The sequence below is a fragment of the Halorhabdus tiamatea SARL4B genome (assembly GCF_000470655.1).
In the GTDB taxonomy this organism is placed as follows: Archaea; Halobacteriota; Halobacteria; order Halobacteriales; family Haloarculaceae; genus Halorhabdus; species Halorhabdus tiamatea.
Window position 1 is genome coordinate 1,774,137 of record NC_021921.1, and the last position, 18,193, is coordinate 1,792,329.

Genomic DNA, 18,193 nt, shown 5'->3' on the forward strand with positions numbered 1-18,193 from the left:
AGTAGAGTGCAACAAGCCTGAGGTTCGACTATGATACTGTCCCTCTGGCCAATCTCACATTCAATCCCGAGCTATTAGCCATCTCTTTGTAGCTCCAATTAGACTCGGACAATATGCCGAAGCCAGATATTGAAGTCCTCGACGACGGCGACGCTTATCCATATTCATCGCATATCAGCGTAGACGGTACAGAACTCAAGCTGGGCGATCTTCTCCTCATGTTTGATTCTCCCGACGACACTGGTGTCAGCATTTTCGAGCGTGTCTATGGGTTTACTTGGCCGGGAGTTATCACTCACGTCGTTGATCGGCCGGTTCCTGCTGAGTTCCACAATTTCGAGGACTTTGCTTCGGATCTCGACAGCGGGAAGATTGCGGTCGCCAGCAAACGCGAACAAACGAGCTTCTTCGTCGACGAAGACACCGTCCGCACTATCACCCTCTACCGATACCAGTACCAGGGCGGATGGCAGCCGATTGTGATTGATGAGCGACGAGATCCACTTGAGAACACACCCTTCAATGAATCAATTACTCTCTGTGAGGATGGAGAGCAGGTAATTGAAGAACTACTCGGGACGAGTTCCCCTGAGGAGGAGCAGGAGGCTCAGCATATCCGCGACTTTCTGTGGTCTGCTGGCTATCAGCTAGACTCAATTCCTAATTCGGATGGCTCTCCAGATTGACCCGTTCGAACGCTTCGGTCTCGCCAACCTTACGCTCCAGTAGCGAGGCGAGGTTGTCGTTCGCGGTAGCGAATATGATCTGTCGATCTCCCCGGACTGCAAGTTCAATCACGAGATTGAAGAACGATAGCGTATTGAGCTCGTCCAAGTGAGCGAACGGTTCGTCTAGCAGCATCAGCGGCGGCGCAGAGTCGTGTGCCAGGTTGTTGGTGACAAATATAGCCAACACGAGTGCCGTCCGCTGCCCAGAACTCATCTCATCTATTCCTACTACCTCCCCACTTTCTCGCCGAACGACCTGAAGTTCTTTGTTGTCGTCAGTGAGTTCGACGCGCTTGAAGTCGTAGGGGCGCTGGAATACTTTGAACAGTATCGTGACTATCTCGGTATACTCTCCGAGCACCTTGTCGAGACTCTTCTCAACTCCCACGAACGTTTCCCAGAGGTGCTTTCGCGCCACCTCCAATTGTTCAATACGATCTTTCAGACGGTCAATCTTCTCTGCCTTTGTGTCAATTTCGTCTGATAGCTTCGAGGCTGGCTTTGATTCGGCGGCTTCCGCCGCCTCTTCGACTGCAAACTCAATCGTCCGAAGGTCAGACTTGACCGCGGGGCTGGCATCGAGCAGTTCTTCCGGCCATTGATTTTCCAGAACGTCAAGTCCCTGCTGAACGGCCGACAGTCGATCCTCACAGTCGTCGATCTGTCGCTGTATCTCTGTACCGGGATCGAAGTCACGCATCTCCGAAGTTTGCTCTGCGATGCCGCTTTCGATCTCATCTATTACGCTTGATAGTACCACATCAGCCGAACGGTTGTAGACCGTCTGGTCCTGTGTTAGACTAGCAATGGCCTCCACCGTCTCAGGAGTCGTCTTGGGAGACAGGGTTCCCTCTTCACCGTCCGCCACGAAACCGAACAGCCGCGGGACGTCGTCGAGGCCACACAGTTGGTTCCTGTACCGACGGATGTCGTCGTTAATGGCCGCCAGGTTGCCACTCTCGACTACCTCTAGCGCCTGGTCAACATTCTCCAGCGACTCAATAAGGCTCTCCGGAACACCGCCCGCGTCGTGTGTGTGTTCGGGCTCTTCGCGTGTCCGGATGTCCTCGGCAGACTGTTCGACGTAACAGGCTGGGCAGTGTTGAACGTCTTCATCGTCGGTGATCTCGAGGTACTCCTCCGTATCCGTGCGGATCTGCTCACGGAGTTCTCTCCGACGTTCCTCAAGATCACCGAGCTCTACTAGTCGGTCGCGGGTTTTCTCCAAATCTTCGTGCTGTTCACGTAGTGCCGACTCGAAAATCGCATACCACGGCTCGGCGGACTGTATAGACTCGACCTCGTTAATTTTGAGATCCGTCTCTTCGATTCCCCGGACGAGTCGCCGTATATCCTCGCAGCTGATTCCATTGGCAACGAAGAGGAGTCCAGTGAAGAACGTCGAAAACGGCAGTTCTACGGTGTCCTCGGACTTAGCTTGTTTCGCGACCTTGACGACCCGTCGACGCTCGTCTTTCAGATCCCGGATATTGTTGAGATCCTTCCTTTGCTGATTGAGAAGGTCCACCTCGTCGTTCAGTCTCGACCGTAGGTCGCGGGTAGTCTCCCAGGCCAGATCTGACACCGTAGCGTCGAGTGCTCTCTCAAGCTGTTCGAACCGTCGCATCCAGTCTCGCCACCGAGAGATCCGATCACTTGGCGGCACCTCATCTTCATGTTCGCCTTCGTTCTCGACGAGCGCAGACGCTGCCGACGAAAGGTCGCGTCGGGCGCTTCCGAGCGTCGAGAGTGCTTTTTTCACCTCGTTTCGCCGGCCTTGGAGTTTGTCTCGTTCCGCTTCGACCTCTTCGATATCTTCTTCCGCATCCTCGATTTTCCCGTCGAGCAGGTCTAGAAGCTTGTCCTTCTCTTTCGTGGCATACGCGAGATCTTCGCCGTAGAGGAAGTTCCTAAATACTCGCTCGATCTCCAAGTTGGTCGACGGTTCGAGCAGTCGCGTCGTCTCGCCGGCCTCGTGATAGTTGACCCGGTAGAACTCGACGTGCCGTCTCGCTGGCCCTTGCGGCCGGAACCCGAACCAGTCGGCGATTCTATTGTTGATTGACTTCGAATCCATAGGAAGCGGTTCGTCATCATCCTCTAGCGTGACACTCAGCCCGTCGTAGGAGTCGACACGCTCGTCGTCACGTCGGGTCTGACCGACGAGTCCCATCGTGATCCCGTCGAGTATGCTCGTCTTCCCGCTCCCATTACGGCCGTATAGGAGTGTGAATTGCGACGCCTCAAGCTCCCGTCTGGACGCGTCTTTTCGGAAGTCTCCCAGTTCGACAGTGTTGACTGCCGATGGACGATCGTTGGTCGTCGGTGACGCCGACTGGACGTGAATGTCTCCGACATCATCGATATCAATTTCTAACAGTCGTTCGAACTTCTGGTCAATACTGGTCTTCTGATCGAACAAGAACCCCAGACCGTTGCCGGTCACCCGCTGGATGAGTGCATGGCGCCCGAATTCGTCGTTCACCTCGGATAGTGCCCTACGGCTGTGCTCCAGCGGCCGGAGGAACTCCTCTAGCGATTCGCAGGGGACACACCGCCGGATGGCGAATTTCGTCTTTCTCTCAAATTTGCGGCGAAACTCGGTGTCAGGCTTACTCTCGTCCTCGTAGACCCAGAAAAGCTGAATGTTCCATTGGTTCGGCGTATCGTCGTCGTAGAACTCCAATTCAAGCTGTCGTGTGTCTATATCCAGTAGCGTCTCCCAGTCGTGATCGTTATCACCCAGCAGTCGCACGAACAACACCTCGTCATCGAACCCTTGTTCCCGAGTCCGTTCTATTCGATACAGCGGACCCGGGCTCTCTATACCTTCCGGCTCGTCAGCGCTGTCTTCCCTCGGTTGGACTGTAGTTAACTCTCCAGCCTCTTCCAGCTCTGCGGGGATATCGGTCATCGGTTCACCTCTACAAATTTGACTTGCGAACCACTCGCAGTGACGTCTTCTGGTTCAACCTTGCCATTTGTCACGTCCTCTAGTCCGTCTATTCCCTTCAATTGAGTGTCAGCAGCCGATACCATCAAGACAAGCGGTTTGAAATTCCTCTGTTCCTGATGGATCCATAACTTGGCGATGTCAGTGAGGCGTTGTCGACGTGTCCCAGCCGTCGGATCGTCAAGCCGCGAAAGCGAAATATCGACGCCACGTTCACCATTGTCGGTTGCATTAATCGGGATATCTAATGGTCCACATCGGCCCGCTGGGTCAACGGAACGACCATACCCCTCGCTGGCCGCTTGGAATGTCTCTAGGAGTCGTCTCGAATTCTTTTCCACACTGTTACCGCGGCGGTGTTCGTGAACCGCGAACGAATGCCCCAGTTCCTCATCTCCGTTCCCTTGGAGATTCTTGAGTGCCGCCAGCGGCACGTCCCACCTCGTATCGAGACCGTCCATCTCGTCTACCTCGAGGCGCCAGAGTGTGACCGCAGTGACTATCTCCGCGTCACGTGGCATGTCGGGAAGTTGTCTCTGCCGTTCCAATCGACTGCAGTTTGAGCACTCCTGACAGTCGCAGTTGTCGCAGACCTCACACCCGCACTCGTCTATCCCTCCCGGAGGTTCGTCATACGCGGATCCGCCCCAGGTGAATGTACTCAGTATCTGTGGTTCTGGTCGGCGTGCCTGAGCTGGAGCGGAGCTGTTCCCTTCTCGTCGTACACGCAGTTTGCTCACCCCGTCGTCCACCAGCGTCCAGACGTATTCAGCGTGGTTAGACAAGCTCGCTCCGTGCAAACCTGCGTTGTTGTATGTTCTGTCGTAGTTTACGAGTGACGACCACTCTTGCGCCTTCTGATATACACCTGAATACCCCCACTGTACTTCGTCCTCGTCGACACCTGGGACGTTTCCCCAGTTGGCACAAACGTACGTTACGTCATTCCTGTTATTGAATATACGCGAGCGGAAGTCGGTCCACTCGGGGTGAAACGGCTCCGGGTTACACTGTGGATGTACAACGATGTTGCCTCTCTGTGCGTAAGTGATTACTTGATCCCGAAGATCTTCATTCAGTAGGTCTGAACAAGTCCAGACGACGATTCCAGGACCGCTCGACGGACCGAAGTGATGTATCCGGCTGCCTAATGCGAGGTTGTCGGCCTCGTTAGGGTTGGCCCCTTCGCTCATCGGGTATGTCTTGTACTGGATTACGATTATCGGATCGTCGACACCATCAAGCGCATCGGCACGCAGCGGGATTATAGTCGGGGTGACGAACTCTTTGCCGGGTTCGTCCGGTAGGTCCTCTCCAATCACGCGGAAGTCTTCGTTTAGGTTTTCGAGTGTCTCCCGCATCTCTTCGATTTCTACTGGACGACAGCCCAGGACAAATAATGGGCTCTCGTTGGCGAACAGTTCGTTGTGGTCCCTCACCCAATCCACACTGTAACTCCACTCGGGAGCAACCGCGAGGTCGCAGCTATTCGCCAGACTCAGGAACGACTCTGCCCTCTGTTTCGCCTCTCTCGGGCTGGGGAGTGATTGAATATCTTCGACGACGGTCCCTGGCTGCCATAGTGCGATGTCTTTCTCGCGACTGTCCTCGAAAATAGAATATGTACTCCTCTGAAATTCCCCGGCGATCCTGTCGACCGAATGAATATCATCGCCGTCCGGCATCTTAAGAACAATTAGAATCTACGTACTTAAACTGTCTGTACAATATTACCCAAACTGTCGTCTCTGGCCTGCCTCGATTTACGACGGTCCCGCAATCGTTGGCTAATCTCATATCGCCGCGGATGTCGGTATGCAACTCTGAATTGTCTCGTATGTTTCAGGAAGTCGAACATCAACCCCACCAACAAAGAAGAATTTGAATGAGATCAGAGTAGAATTCTATGATCGACCACTATACACCGTAATTCCACTTTCACTACGAATGGGGAACTAATATACGGTCTGGTGTACGACAATCAACAAGCAACGCTGCCGGAGGTACCTAATGCATATCCCAGAAGGACAATACAATCTCAAGGAGTTCTGCCGAGTGATTTTCGACTCGCCAGAGCGTGTCCTCGATGGGTACCACGGTCAGCGCATCAAATCTTTCCTCTATCTCTCTGACGACGGCTGGCGCGACTACCTTGACGACCACTACGAGACTGAGGAACTTGGCGGTATCACAAAGTTCGTCGGAGAGTATAGGAACCGAAAGGGTGCGGAGCAGCCGGCCAAATTCTACGTTGGCCAGTACAAAGACGACCTTCAGATGGTGTTGACTGCTGAAACTGAGGAAGCGATTAGGCAGGCGCTCCGTCCGGTTTCGGAGCACAGCGATAGCTTGTCGCCGATGCCGATTATGACTGAGGACTTCCAGACGATGAACGAAATCGTCCTCAGTACCTACGATGATATGCGGATTTCCGAATTTAAATCAAAGCGAGTGCCAAGCCTTGCTGACGCTCGGACGCGACCGGACGTTGACCGGGAAATCGAATACAAGGGCGCTGATGGTCGGGATCGATTGGATGAATTCCGTGACGAGTATGGCGTTGTTCCGACCCGAATTCAGTACGAGCACGAGAATGTCTCGATTCGAATCGACACGTCCGGTAAATTCACGCTCGAAAGCGTCAACAAAGAGAGCTTCAATATCCTGTTTGACCTGCTGAGCGAGGTCGTGGTGAATGTGCTTGAGCTGCTGGATGTAGCAAATCAGATTAAGTTTGAGAAGCGGGAGGTGGTGCCGGGAAACTTGAAAGTACAAGTGCCGGAGGTGAGTTCTGGTGAGATAGATTTTGATCAGCAAGTGTCGTTGATGCAGGCTGAGAATTTTATCAAGGGCACAAAGAACAGTGATGACCTGAATTTCAGCTTTACTGATGTCACCAAGCAGGCTGGATCGCTCGACTTCTCTGCCCAGGTTACTGACGAGAACCGAGGCTCCCTATTCAATGTGAGTGCCACCGAAGAGTCGATGCGTATCGTGCCGAAGCACGACTGCTCGTTCCCGTCTCTCGTCGAATTCTATCTAGCTGTAATACAGCTGTTAGATGGAGGCGCCGAAATGCGACTATACGAGTCTCAGTCAGCAGCCTAACGTATGACGAATGTTGACCCTCCTGAATCGGTGCCTGAGGGTCAAGAAACAAAGTATCGCGGGCTCTACGGCAAGTGTGTCGAGCATAAGCTCGAAGGGTTCCCTGAGCAGTCCAAGAGTGAAACCCTGCGTGAGGAAATTAATGTTCAACGGCAACATCGAAAGCTCATCAGTTACTCTATTTTCCCGTTCGTACAGGGGCGTCCGGCTGGCTACAAGTTCTTCACCGCCGAACCGCTAGAGGAACTTGGCGTTCCAAACTTCGATTTCCTATTGTGGAACTTGGATGGGAAGGTGATTTTCGGTGAGGCCAAGTCTTCGGTCCCGGCGAGCGCCGATAATGTGGTGAATCAACTTGAGGAGCGCAAAGAGATTGCAGAAAACCACAAAGAGCACATCGAAGAGGAGTACCTTGGAAGCGAGATCGACCATATGGAGTTCGTTGTTTCTACGTACGTCAATCACGGCGACAAAATCGCGAAGGCCATTATTGAGGAGGGGGCCGAGTTCATTACTTGGGTCGTGGACGCCCACCACGACGAGCTGTGGATTCGCCAAGCCCGCCCAACCTCTTTCCCGGATAACTTGGAGGCTGACGATCCGGATGCGATGCTTCAGGAACTAGACCGCCGACATACGCACGATGTGTCAGCGCTGAACGGAGAGCTAGACCGAGTTACCACGAGTTTTGGCCAGGCAGATGTTCTACCAACCGCAATTATTGTCGATCAACTGCGAGTCGTAGTACAGGCACGTCGGGTCGAAGGACGACATCCTTGTGTTGATCGTGCAGATATCGAATCATACGTCTCGAGCAGTTCACTGAACTACCCTGAGGAACGGGTGACGGACATTGTAGATAACCTGATTGAGTCGGGTAAACGCATTAATTTCCTCTCTGAGTGGGACGACGAACGTGCTGATTTGAAGGTGGTATCGAACTATACGGCTAAAGACGATCTGGAGCAGGTTCTTGAGGATAAGTGGGTTGATTGGCGAATAGAGGATCTGAAAGATGACCTCCGTAAAGAATGTGAAGAGCGAATTACTGCTGAGTTGGGCAGACAGAAGCAGCTCAACGAATTCGGTGTGGGCCTTCCAGCGGAGGAATCGGAAGACGAGTCTTCGTAACCACTTCTGGGTAGAGAATTTTGACCCGGCCTCTGCTGGTAATCCGGGTGATAGTATTGCGAAAGTCGAGCGTGGCTATGTAGTGTTTGTCCCCAATATCGCCGGTAGCGATCCATAAGTACACTAATTAGTACCCTCTGGGGTTTGTCATTGTTCTCGGTAAAACACTGGTACTGAGAAGGCTTCGTTCGAGCTAATCTGATGGAGGTGGTTCTGAAAGTAACGCCTTTTCCACTCGTTCAAAATGGGACAGTCTTCCAAAGCCGAAATTCAATCTATGACAGAGAACCCAATTGACGTACTGGACGATCTGGCCGACCAGGTCGCCGAAGAATTCGAGGCTTATAGACAGCCGGACGAATTCAAAGACGTATCGCTTGTCATCGACAACAACGATCCAGACCGACCTACACTAATCGTACACGTCGATAGAGAGGAGGCCGATACGCTCGCCGATGAGATCGAAGCCTTCCTAGAGGAACGGGGTGCTCGAACTCAGCGTGAACGGCACTCGGACACAGATGTCCGGGTGCTAGCGACCGTCGACTGAGTTCTCAGCCCTTTCCCATTTATTTGGCCGCTTCCGGTAAGCCGCTCCTAAGCTGTCAGTCTCGCCAAGAGTGAAGTGAGACCGATATCTTGGTAGGGAGTGTTCGATGGATTCAACGCTTCTCACCGGTCCGAAACACGCCCGATTGGAACGACGGGCATTTCAGCGGGCTGATGACATCGCAACCGATTCGCTGGGGAGTATTCTCTACATAACGCGGAACGATGCTCGCCGGAGTATGGTCGAGGACCGCTGGACCGCGTCCCACGAACCCCTCCGTCTTCGTGCCGAGACGCTCGACGGGGTCGTTCGAGAGTGGTACGAGGAGCTCCACGGTCCGGTTCAGCCCCTCTCCGGGCAGCTGAACCGCCGGTTGGCGGAGTACGCGCTTGACAGAACGACAGCCGAAACAGATGGCGCTCTCGCGGGCGAACCCGCCTCAGCCGTTCTCGCTGATTCGTTCAGTAGCCGTTTCTCACTCTTCGATGACGCCGGCGTCGGGACTGCCGACGCACTGGCGGCGGAGTTCGAGGGCTCAGCCCTCGATGACCGTATCGCGGCAGCTACTGTCGACGCGTACCGCCACTATCAGAACCTCCATGCTGACTACGTTGATGAGTGGGTCCGTACCCGGGGAGAGATGTTCGACGCCGTCGCAACGGCGGAGCAGTCACTATCGGCGCTCTCCCCGGAACTGGATGTCGTCATCCTTTCCGGGTATCACGAGTTCCGCCCTGTCGAACGCCGCTTCATCGAACGCCTCGTCGACGAACTTCCGATGATTGCACTGCTGCCGCTCCACCAGGATGGTCGGAGCGGAGTCGACGCCGTCGCGGAAGATGCCCTGGAGGTCTACGAAGCACTTGACTTTGAGACAGTAGAACTCGAGCCCGTCGACGAGTCAGGGCGGGCCTTTGGAACGATTACCGAGTCGCTCTACCGCCCGAATTCGGATACTGTCCCTTCTCCAGACACTCTGCGATGGCGTGAACTCCCGACACCTGAGCGCGAGATTCGCTTCGTCGCTCGCGAGCTCCGAACCGAGTTGGCCGATGGCCGTGACCCCGATGACTTGGCCGTCGTCGTTCCGGGAACTGAGGCCTATTCGGGGTACGTCGAGGACATGTTCGATACGTTCGACATCCCGCACGTCACGACCGGCGCCTCACAGCTGAACCGGACGTTCACCGGGAGCGTCGTCCACGATCTCCTAAACCTCGCCGAACCGGATCCGCGGGCCGAGGACCTCACGTCCCTGCTGGCAAATCCATTGGTCGACATCGTCGACACCGACCAAGCCAACGCTGTCACGGCAGTTGCTCGCCGGCGTGATACTGTTTCTGTGTCACCCCTACTCGATGACGTCGACGACGAAGCGGCGGCACTGATCGAGGAGCTGCTGGCCACGCTAGAGGCGCTCCGAACAGGCGACGTCGAGGACGCAACCAAGACGCTCCGTCGACTGTTGGACGACCGGTTCGACCTGGAAGCAGCAACGGAGGACTACGCCAGCGGTGCCGAGCAAGCCGTCGAACAGCGGGCCTACGACATCGTGGACGAGGTCCTTTCCTCGTTCGAGTCGCTGGCGGCGGTCAATAGCGACCTTTCCCCGTTGGCCCTCTTCACCCGTGCGTTCGATGGCGTGCCGATCCGGGTTCCACAGCGCGCTGCTGGCGGCCACGTTGAGGTGATGGGGCTGCTCGACGCTCGGATGCGCTCGTTCGAGAAGGTGTTCCTCGTGGGATTGGCGAGCGAGCACTTCCCCGTGACGCGGGAACGCCCGGCCTTCTTCGAGGAGATGACCGACGCCCACCCACGGTTCGACACTGGCGACGAGCGCCTCCGGGGGCGCTATCTTTTCGCAACTCTGTTCGCGAACGTCGACGAACTTACGATCACCACACCGGAGACGGGCGACGACGAGTCCGCCGTCGTCCGGTCGCCGGTCCTCGACGAACTCCAGCGCGTGACCGGTATCGAATCCGAAGACGGCGTCGACGACCGCGTGGGCTCCCGCGAGGACCTGCAGCGGCACGTCGCCGCTACGGCTGACCGGCGTGCGGCAGTCAGCCGCGCCGGCGACCGGGGCGATCTCTCCCCCGAGCAGACCAAGCGCACGGATCGGGGACTCCGCTGTGCGGCCAACAGGGGAACGGCTGGCCTCTCCGACCACGACGGTGTGTTGGACCCCGAGACCATCGCGGAAGTCTATCCTCCGTCAGAGCGAGAACCCTACAGCGCGAGTCGAATCGAGCGATACGTCGAGTGCGGGTTCAAGTTCTACGCAGACGAAGTACTCGGAATCGAGGACCCCGACGACGTCGAGGTCGTCCCCACGCCCCTCGAAACCGGGTCGTACGTTCACGATGTCCTCGAACGGTTTTTCGTGGATCTGCAGGACGAAACCGAAGACGGTGTTGATATCACCGAGTTCGACCGGGACTACCTGGCGACGCACCTTCGCGAGGTTGCCGTCGAGGAACTCCAAGACACTGACTTCGAGTACGACAGCCTGTTCTACGAGCGGTGGAAGGCGGAGCTGTTCGCAGGTCTCGGTGACGATGAGAGCCCACCGTACGAGGCCGGGATCAAACCCCACGACGCACCGGAACAGGGATTGTTCGCTACGTTCCTCGACAACGAACTCTCCCGAGACGGCGCCGCCCGCCCACATCTGTTCGAAGCCCCGTTCGGCGAGGGGCTGCCCGACTCGGATGCTGGACCGTTCACGGTTGAGCGGCCGGACGGCTCAACCGTCTCGATTCGTGGTTACATCGACCGCATCGACGTGAGTCGGGACGGCAAGCAATCGACGCTCACGCTCTACGACTATAAGACTGGTCGAGCACCGTATATGACGAAGACGACCGGCGGCACGAAGTTCCAGCTCCCCATCTATCTGCTTGCTTCCGCCGATGTCGTCGACGGCGATCTGTTCGAGGAGGGGTCGCTCTCGGCGACGTACTATCAGGTACGACCGCCCAACGACCTCAAGATCCCACGCGGTGTCGAGTCGAAGTTCGATTCCGAGACCGAACTCCGTCGGTTCCTGAACGAGGTCGTTCCAGAGTGGTTGGGCCAGATCGACGAGGCGATCGGCAACGGTCGGTTCCACACGACGCTTCTGTCCGCCCGCGAAGCGAACTGCCGGTTTTGTGACTACCGTCGGGCATGCGATGTCCGCCACCACCGCAAGCGGGAGTTCGTGAATAATGTTCGCGATGACGACGTCGCGTACGTTCCGCTCCGTGTGCGTGACGACGAGGATCTCGAGGCGGTGATGCACGATGACTGAGGAACCCGAAGAGATTCAGCTCACAGAGGAACAGGAGGACGCGCTTGTCCAGGGCCGAAACGTCGCGATCACTGCCGGCGCCGGGACGGGGAAGACAACGACGCTTACCGAGCGGTACGTGACGATACTGGCCGAGAACCCGTCACTCACGCCGGAGAATATCGTCACGATCACTTTCACGCGAAAGGCCGCTGCCGAACTAACTGAGCGCGTTCGGGCGGAGGTGTACGACCGGCTCGAGGCCGTCGACTCTCCGGAGGCCTATCACCGCTGGCGAAACATTCTCGATGATCTGGAGGACGGCTACGTCCACACGATTCACGCTTTCTGTACCCGGCTCTTGCGAGAACGGGCTGTCGAGGCTCCGGTCCCGCTCGGCTTCGACGTGCTCGACGAAGACGGCGCCGCGACACTCCAACGCGAAGTCGTGACGGAGTTCCTCGAACGCAACCAGGACGATGATGACGTGGAGCTCCTTGCCCAGCTCTGGAGTCGCGACCAGTTGGTCGATGTACTCGCTGGATTACTCGATGAACGCCCACAGAGCGAGTCCGTTCTCGAGGCGTGGCGTGACGCCGAGATCGACGACTACGTCGATATCTGTTGGGAGGTCGTTTGTGATCTCGATGTTGCCGACGCCCGACAGACGCTGTATGCGGACGGACTCCTCGAGCAGCTACGCACGGTCGCGGGCCGCGTTGACCGCGAGGAAACTATTGCTGACGCGGACGGCCTTTGGGCCTACCAGACCTTCACCGAGGTCGCGACGACACTCCCTGAGGAACCTGAAGATAGCGATCCCCGCGACTGTCAGCGGGCAATCCTCGACCTCTATGAGGCCTGTGAGAAGAAAAACGGCGGCCTGTACAGCAGTTCGGGGTACGTCGTCGGCGATCGGGACGAGTGGGATGAGTACGGTGATGTCTACGATGATCTGAAGGATGCCATCGACGCGGTCATCGCGGCCGTCGAACCGCACGCGGATACGGTCGAGACGACGCCGGGGGAACTGGAAGCGAATAGCGCTCACTACGCGCTCGCCCTGATGCGTGTTTTCGACGATGTCCTCGCTGCCTACGCCGACGAGAAAGAGCGCCGCGATACGCTCGACTTCCCCGACGTGATCGAGACGACCCTCGAGTTCCTGCGAGCCAACGATACGGTCACGGAGCGGTTTCAAGACCAGTTTGCGGCCGTGATGGTCGACGAGTTCCAGGACACGGACCCGCGACAGTGGGAGTTAGTCAAGCTCCTCACCGGCGTCGACGAGCAGACAGCGTCGAACGTCTTTCTGGTCGGCGACGAGAAGCAGAGTATCTACGGATTCCGTGGGGCCGACGTGACGACATTTGGGGCGGCGAGAGCGGAACTCCAGGCCGTCAACGAAGCCCGTGGGGTCGACAACGTCCCCGACAGAGAGGCCGAGAGTCCGACGGCGCTCGAACTCTCCGGGAACTTCCGGACACTGGACGAGCCGTTATCGTTCCTGAACGAGCTCTTCGAGTACCTGTTCAAGCCAGAGGGAGACATCCACGAACCCTACGAAGCGCCACCGCAGGAGTTGACCACGCAACGCGACCGTGTCGAGGACATCGAGGGACTGACCGGGAGTGTCGAGTATCTCGCTGTGCCCGACGACGCCGATATGGCAGCGGAACTCTTCGGCGACGATCATCCGGTCGCCGAAGGCGCGCTCGATCACACCATCGAAGCAGAGGCGCAAGCGCTCGCTGCTCGTTTGACCCACCTGTTCGACGATCCGCCGCAAGTTCAAGATCCCGATACGGAAGTTCATCGCGACGCTACTCCCGACGACACGGCAATCCTCCTCCGCCGGCGAACTCATCTAGATCGGTATCAGCGCGCCCTCGAGGAGTACGACATCCCTTACACTGTCGTCGGTGGCGTCGGGTTCTACGATACGCCTGAGGTCCAGGCGCTCACGAATCTGCTTCGGGTACTCGGTGACCCACAAGACGATGTCTCTCTCTATGGGGTGCTTCGGTCGCCGCTGTTCGGATTCACCGATGACCGCCTCGCACCAGCTGTCGCAGAGGCCGATTCAGTGTGGGATGCGCTCGCCGAGACGGACTATCCACAGCTCGCGGATGCCTTCGACCTCCTCACGACGTGGCGGACGCTTAGTGGCTGCGCGACGCCGTCTGAGGATGGCGTCCTTCCGTGGAACCGCTTGTTGTCCCGAGTGATCGACGACACGGGGTATCTGGCGAGCGTGAGTGCTGACGAACGCGGCCAGCAGGCCGTCGCGAACGTCGAGAAGTTCCGCGACCAAGTCCGTACTTGGAGCGAAAACGGTGTTCACACAGCTGCCGGGTTGCTCCACCGGATCGACCGCCAAGCCGAGATCGACCCTCGTGAGGGGGAGGCAGATATTCCGGGTGACGCTGAGGGGGTCCGGATTATGACGATCCATTCTGCGAAAGGACTCGAGTTTCCGATCGTCACCGTCCCCGATCTCGGGAGTGACCTCAACTTCGGTCGCTCCGTTGATGACCATGGCTACGTTCGACTTGTGGAGGGAACTGATAACGCGCCCCCTCTGCCGGCGGTCGGTGGGCCAAATCCGAGCGATGCGTTCTCGATTGAGAAGACAGCCTTTCACGAGTATGCTGACCGGCAGTCACTGGCCCGAGAGCGTGCGGAGTCGAAACGCCTCCTCTATGTAGCCTGTACACGGACACGAGATCACCTCCTTCTCTGCGGCACTCACGACATCGAAGTCGACGAGTCTGGCGCCATCGAGCTCGGAGAGCCAGCAACCTTCGACAACGCAGACCGGTGGCGAGACTGGCTACAGCCAGCTCTCCTAGACGAAGTCCTCGTCGCCGAGGCGATTCGTGACGGACAGGCTCGTAGCGAGTTGGGTGGGGCCAGCTATACCGTTCGTAGCCCACCGCGACCAGTAGACTGTCACACCGACGACGCCACTGTTGATGCAGCGCCGGAAATCTCGATTTCTTCGCCCCTGACGCAGGCGTCAGCGAAACGGATCGCGGCCACGACGCTGGTGAATGCGGTTGCGGATGCGTCTTCAGGCGGTCACAGTTACTCCCAGTCCGAGGAGACAGTTGGCCTAAGCCCTACGACATTTGGGACGGTTGTCCACCGGATCAATGAACTTCGCCCACCGAGAGACGACTGGCCGAAGCTGATTCGGCGTCTGAGTCAGATGGCCGGTGAAGAGCCAACGGAATCCGACCTCCGTGATGCTATCGATCACGCCGGTGATGCGGTCAAATTTGTGGATGAGGTTGAGGCCGATGCCAACCTCCAAGCGGTCTATAACGAGTATTCTGTTATCGCCAGGATTGGTAAGTCGCGAATCGTCGGTGATATCGACCGACTACTCGTTACGCCAAATGCCTTCCACATTATCGATTACAAAACGAACGATCTCTCATCGACGACATCGGATGAGCTAGCAGAACACTATCGACCACAAATGCTCGCGTATGCTCTTGCGCTCCTTCAGCATGACCAAAACCGTGACGTGCGAGCTTCACTCCGATTTACTGACGATGGCGTAGAAGAGCGATTTAATTGGACGTCGGATCAGATGTCCGAAATTGAATCTGAACTTCGACCAATGATGGACCTAGTGGAGTAGTCCGCAACCTCAAGTGAGAGAGTGAGTGAGTTCCCACTCGTCTTGTAGAACTCTTTCTTTGTTGTCAGTCCCACCGTCAGTAAGGAGGCCGACATGATATAAGTGGTACTTGAACTGAAAGTGAATCCCTGATTTGTACACTGTCGGGTCAGTTAGAGCGTTCTGGTCAATGTCACCGTCCGCAGTGAGGACGTCATCACGCCGGGATTGGATAGTGTCCACCAGCCTGGACAAAGCGACTGGCCCAGTGCTTGCCCCCGATATGTGCCACGAACCGTCGTTAGGGTGGGTTTGTGCCAGCGTTGATGCTGTCCACTGATTCTTCGTCGAGTGCCTGTCTCCACAGGAGGTGAACTGCCCTGGCAACGAGATCAATCCGATTTGCCTCGATACAAGAGGGTTCGACATCTTCATCGTCGTTTGACGCGTTCGGTGGCGGATGAAAGTGCCGGTCATCAGATGGTGTCGAAAACTCGTGCGGGTGGATATCCCAGCGAAGGTTTCGCTCGGACGTATCCGAGTAGTGAATGTTGTAGTCCCCTACTGTCGTCCATCGGACAGTGAATGTCGTCTCCTCAGTATCCCCGATACCGTACGGGATGGTAAGCCGGAGCTCTCGGGGATCAAGTCGATCATCAATCGCGCCAGCGGCCATCGGTTCGAGAGACACGAACGCATCGCGGAACGCGTCGAGTTTCGCCACGTCGATCGATCCTCGTAGCGCGTGAGACTCACCCTCTCCACTCTCAAATTGCATCAAACTGCCTCCGCCACCCCGGAAACGTCTTCGACGCTACTGAGTGCGAGTGCCACCTCGGCGAACGCGAGGTTTCGCCGCGTCGTTCGCCATTCCATGAGTGTCTCCGGGTCGATATCCGCGTGAGCCCGAACAGCGCCATCGGGCGAGTCCGCGTTGAACCGCTCGCCGTACTCACGAAGCTGTTCGCGCATCTCCAGGACGCGTGTCGAGAGCGTATCGACATCCGTCTCGTCAAGGATACGCCGCGCCTGTTCGAGTGCGAGTGAATCGTTCGCCCGTCGATACAGCGTGGCCTTCGAGTCAGGCGAGGCTGTCTCCGTCACGTAGCCGTGTTCGACCAGCGAGCGAAGGTGCTTGCGAGCCGTCTGCTCCGACGTGAGGGATTTCTCCGCGACGGTCGCTGCAGTCATGGGATCGTACGCTGTGCGCATCACGGACCGCACGCGGTCGAAGGGAGTGGTATCACGTTTCCAGTCCTCCTTGGCGCGCTCGTTCACATTCTCGAATGTTGGAGCGGAGTCTGGCATGGGTGGGCGTACGATACGTGAGAATATCACTCTTTGGGAGGATATAATAATCTGGGCAGGTAACAGCCTCCGCGCCGTCGTCGGGCTACTCGCGACTACCTGAGGAAGCTTCGTCCCCACTCCGTTCACAGCACGAAGAATATCACTCCCAGAGCGTCTCAATCCGCTCTTCGAGATAATCCAAGACGAGGCGGCACACCTCACGATGGTCGTTCGGCCACTCAGCGTCCTGGGCCTCAGTACGACTGGCTACTGGTGGTAGATGGAAATGATCTCGCGAATTGTGGACGTTCGGATGGCGATCCCATCGGTACTGCCAGGTCTCCCCGTCTCGTTGTTCCTGATAGTAGATGTTGAAGCCGTCATTGCGGTACCAACGGATCTCAAAGCGGGCCGAAGCGTGACTCGGATAGTAGTCACTCGATAATTCGACGCGCAGGTGGAGCTTTTCGTCCTCCAGAATACGAGCGGCGTCGATCTGCCGACTACCCAGAAATCGAGACCGCATCTGTTGCAAGACTGCCCGATCGATCGGCGCGGGACTTGTGCCGTCCTCCACTGGTACCATCGTCAGCTGTGAGACTGCGCCGTTGAGCTGGTGACTTTCCGTCGAGCGCGTTCATGCAGGCGGCGCTCCTCGACGACAGTGGCCCAATCACTGAGGTCCACGTACACGTCATCGACATTGTCCGCGTCGAACGCGAGCACGTCGACGTCAGCAGGTGAGTCAACGTTGTACTCGTCACGGTACGATTCGAGCTGATCGGTGAGTTCTGAGACGCGAGCCTGTAACTCGTCGACGGTGTGTTCCCGCGCGAGTTCGTTCACTCGCCGCCACTCGAAATAGTCGTCATTGCGCTCGTACCTCATCGGCCGGCCCTCGTGGCGGATGACGATCCCGAGATCGGCGTAAAAGGAAAGATGCGCCCGCGCTGCATCCTCCGAGCAGTCCGCTCGCTCAGAGATTTCCGCCGCCGTCATCGGTTCTCGTGCATGGAGGACCGCCCCGTAGACGCGCTGCTTCGTGTCCGCGTCTTCAAACGGCCGGTCAAAGGGCGGCGGGCCGTCGGCGCGGGAACTTTCTGCCATACATCGTCCCACGCACTAAAAATACATATTTCTTGCTGTGGACGATATATTTCGGACTGTCGTTCAGTTGTGATTGAGTCGGTTGTCGTACTCATCGAGCTGAAATGATGTTTACCCCCTCAAACATCACAGTACGCGCTGGCCAATCAGTTGTCTTGAACCTCTAGTTCCTCCGCTTCAACGTCCCCATGCAAAAATCGCTCACCAAAGTCCGTAATCTGGTAATTGGAAGCGTCGACTCTCTGAATAAGGCCAGCATCTGCGAGCATTCGGCATCGATTAGACACGTATTTGCCGGTGTAATCGATGTTTGCAGCGATTACAGCGGGAGATGCCACGATCTCTTTCTCCTGTAGAAACTCCAAGATTCGCTCGTCAGCTTGCGTCATCCACTCTACGCGAGGGCGCATCTGGCCCTGAGTTG

13 protein-coding genes are annotated in these 18,193 nt (G+C 56.9%); 6 read left to right on the plus strand and 7 right to left on the minus strand.

Translation table 11 applies throughout. From position 1 onward, the window contains the following. The first annotated feature begins 113 nt into the window (after positions 1–113). Positions 114–686, plus strand: coding sequence for a hypothetical protein (locus HTIA_RS08720; protein ID WP_008524488.1), 573 nt, complete (start codon positions 114–116; stop codon positions 684–686). On the opposite strand, the gene HTIA_RS08725 is transcribed toward HTIA_RS08720, so the two are convergent. Beyond that, a complete protein-coding gene (locus tag HTIA_RS08725) occupies positions 661–3,642 on the minus strand; it encodes an AAA family ATPase (RefSeq protein WP_008524490.1) in 2,982 nt (993 codons plus the stop codon). The two genes, HTIA_RS08720 and HTIA_RS08725, sit on opposite strands and share 26 nt — an antisense overlap. Beyond that, positions 3,639–5,366, minus strand: a complete 1,728-nt coding sequence (locus HTIA_RS08730) for a hypothetical protein (protein WP_008524493.1) — start codon at positions 5,364–5,366, stop codon at positions 3,639–3,641. Before HTIA_RS08730 ends, HTIA_RS08725 begins: the two co-directional genes overlap by 4 nt. A gap of 325 nt (positions 5,367–5,691) precedes the next feature. Here HTIA_RS08730 and HTIA_RS08735 point away from each other — a divergent pair, with 325 nt between their 5' ends. The 5 genes from HTIA_RS08735 to HTIA_RS08755 all read left to right on the plus strand — a co-directional run bounded on the left by HTIA_RS08735 (position 5,692) and on the right by HTIA_RS08755 (position 15,393). Next, positions 5,692–6,789 carry a hypothetical protein gene (locus HTIA_RS08735; RefSeq protein WP_008524494.1) on the plus strand — a complete coding sequence of 366 codons (1,098 nt, stop codon included), beginning with the start codon at positions 5,692–5,694 and terminating at the stop codon, positions 6,787–6,789. A 3-nt stretch (positions 6,790–6,792) separates the two neighbouring features. Next, the gene (locus HTIA_RS08740; RefSeq protein WP_008524496.1) at positions 6,793–7,920 is read left to right on the plus strand and encodes a hypothetical protein; all 1,128 of its coding nucleotides are present in this window, start codon (positions 6,793–6,795) and stop codon (positions 7,918–7,920) included. Positions 7,921–8,197: 277 nt separating this feature from the next. Beyond that, a complete protein-coding gene (locus tag HTIA_RS08745; protein WP_008524498.1) occupies positions 8,198–8,470 on the plus strand; it encodes a hypothetical protein in 273 nt (90 codons plus the stop codon). 238 nt (positions 8,471–8,708) lie between these two features. Continuing rightward, positions 8,709–11,765: a PD-(D/E)XK nuclease family protein gene (locus HTIA_RS08750; protein WP_008524500.1), complete on the plus strand. Its 3,057-nt coding sequence runs from the start codon at positions 8,709–8,711 to the stop codon at positions 11,763–11,765. Beyond that, complete coding sequence (locus tag HTIA_RS08755) at positions 11,758–15,393, plus strand: UvrD-helicase domain-containing protein (protein ID WP_008524501.1); 3,636 nt, start codon at positions 11,758–11,760, stop codon at positions 15,391–15,393. Before HTIA_RS08750 ends, HTIA_RS08755 begins: the two co-directional genes overlap by 8 nt. A gap of 280 nt (positions 15,394–15,673) precedes the next feature. On the opposite strand, the gene HTIA_RS08765 is transcribed toward HTIA_RS08755, so the two are convergent. From HTIA_RS08765 to HTIA_RS08785, 5 genes are all read right to left on the minus strand, one after another. After that, positions 15,674–16,096, minus strand: a complete 423-nt coding sequence (locus tag HTIA_RS08765; RefSeq protein WP_198408531.1) for a hypothetical protein — start codon at positions 16,094–16,096, stop codon at positions 15,674–15,676. Between the two features lie 53 nt (positions 16,097–16,149). Further along, positions 16,150–16,680 (minus strand): DUF7342 family protein, encoded by a 531-nt coding sequence (locus tag HTIA_RS08770; RefSeq protein WP_021029448.1) that lies wholly within the window; start codon positions 16,678–16,680, stop codon positions 16,150–16,152. Between the two features lie 142 nt (positions 16,681–16,822). Continuing rightward, positions 16,823–17,188 carry a hypothetical protein gene (locus HTIA_RS08775; RefSeq protein WP_173399596.1) on the minus strand — a complete coding sequence of 122 codons (366 nt, stop codon included), beginning with the start codon at positions 17,186–17,188 and terminating at the stop codon, positions 16,823–16,825. Between the two features lie 62 nt (positions 17,189–17,250). Further along, the gene (locus tag HTIA_RS08780; RefSeq protein ID WP_008524507.1) at positions 17,251–17,769 is read right to left on the minus strand and encodes a DUF7342 family protein; all 519 of its coding nucleotides are present in this window, start codon (positions 17,767–17,769) and stop codon (positions 17,251–17,253) included. Positions 17,770–17,915: 146 nt separating this feature from the next. Beyond that, a complete protein-coding gene (locus HTIA_RS08785) occupies positions 17,916–18,179 on the minus strand; it encodes a hypothetical protein (RefSeq protein WP_008524508.1) in 264 nt (87 codons plus the stop codon). Between the last annotated feature and the right edge of the window lie 14 nt (positions 18,180–18,193).

Bases quoted from the DNA above. Each gene is read 5' to 3' on its own strand.
- HTIA_RS08720 (WP_008524488.1), top strand. From the start codon at position 114: ATGCCGAAGCCAGATATTGAAGTCCTCGACGACGGCGACGCTTATCCA.
- HTIA_RS08725 (WP_008524490.1), bottom strand. From the start codon at position 3,642: ATGACCGATATCCCCGCAGAGCTGGAAGAGGCTGGAGAGTTAACTACA.
- HTIA_RS08730 (WP_008524493.1), bottom strand. From the start codon at position 5,366: ATGCCGGACGGCGATGATATTCATTCGGTCGACAGGATCGCCGGGGAA.
- HTIA_RS08735 (WP_008524494.1), top strand. From the start codon at position 5,692: ATGCATATCCCAGAAGGACAATACAATCTCAAGGAGTTCTGCCGAGTG.
- HTIA_RS08740 (WP_008524496.1), top strand. From the start codon at position 6,793: ATGACGAATGTTGACCCTCCTGAATCGGTGCCTGAGGGTCAAGAAACA.
- HTIA_RS08745 (WP_008524498.1), top strand. From the start codon at position 8,198: ATGACAGAGAACCCAATTGACGTACTGGACGATCTGGCCGACCAGGTC.
- HTIA_RS08750 (WP_008524500.1), top strand. From the start codon at position 8,709: ATGGTCGAGGACCGCTGGACCGCGTCCCACGAACCCCTCCGTCTTCGT.
- HTIA_RS08755 (WP_008524501.1), top strand. From the start codon at position 11,758: ATGACTGAGGAACCCGAAGAGATTCAGCTCACAGAGGAACAGGAGGAC.
- HTIA_RS08770 (WP_021029448.1), bottom strand. From the start codon at position 16,680: ATGCCAGACTCCGCTCCAACATTCGAGAATGTGAACGAGCGCGCCAAG.
- HTIA_RS08775 (WP_173399596.1), bottom strand. From the start codon at position 17,188: ATGCGGTCTCGATTTCTGGGTAGTCGGCAGATCGACGCCGCTCGTATT.
- HTIA_RS08780 (WP_008524507.1), bottom strand. From the start codon at position 17,769: ATGGCAGAAAGTTCCCGCGCCGACGGCCCGCCGCCCTTTGACCGGCCG.
- HTIA_RS08785 (WP_008524508.1), bottom strand. From the start codon at position 18,179: ATGCGCCCTCGCGTAGAGTGGATGACGCAAGCTGACGAGCGAATCTTG.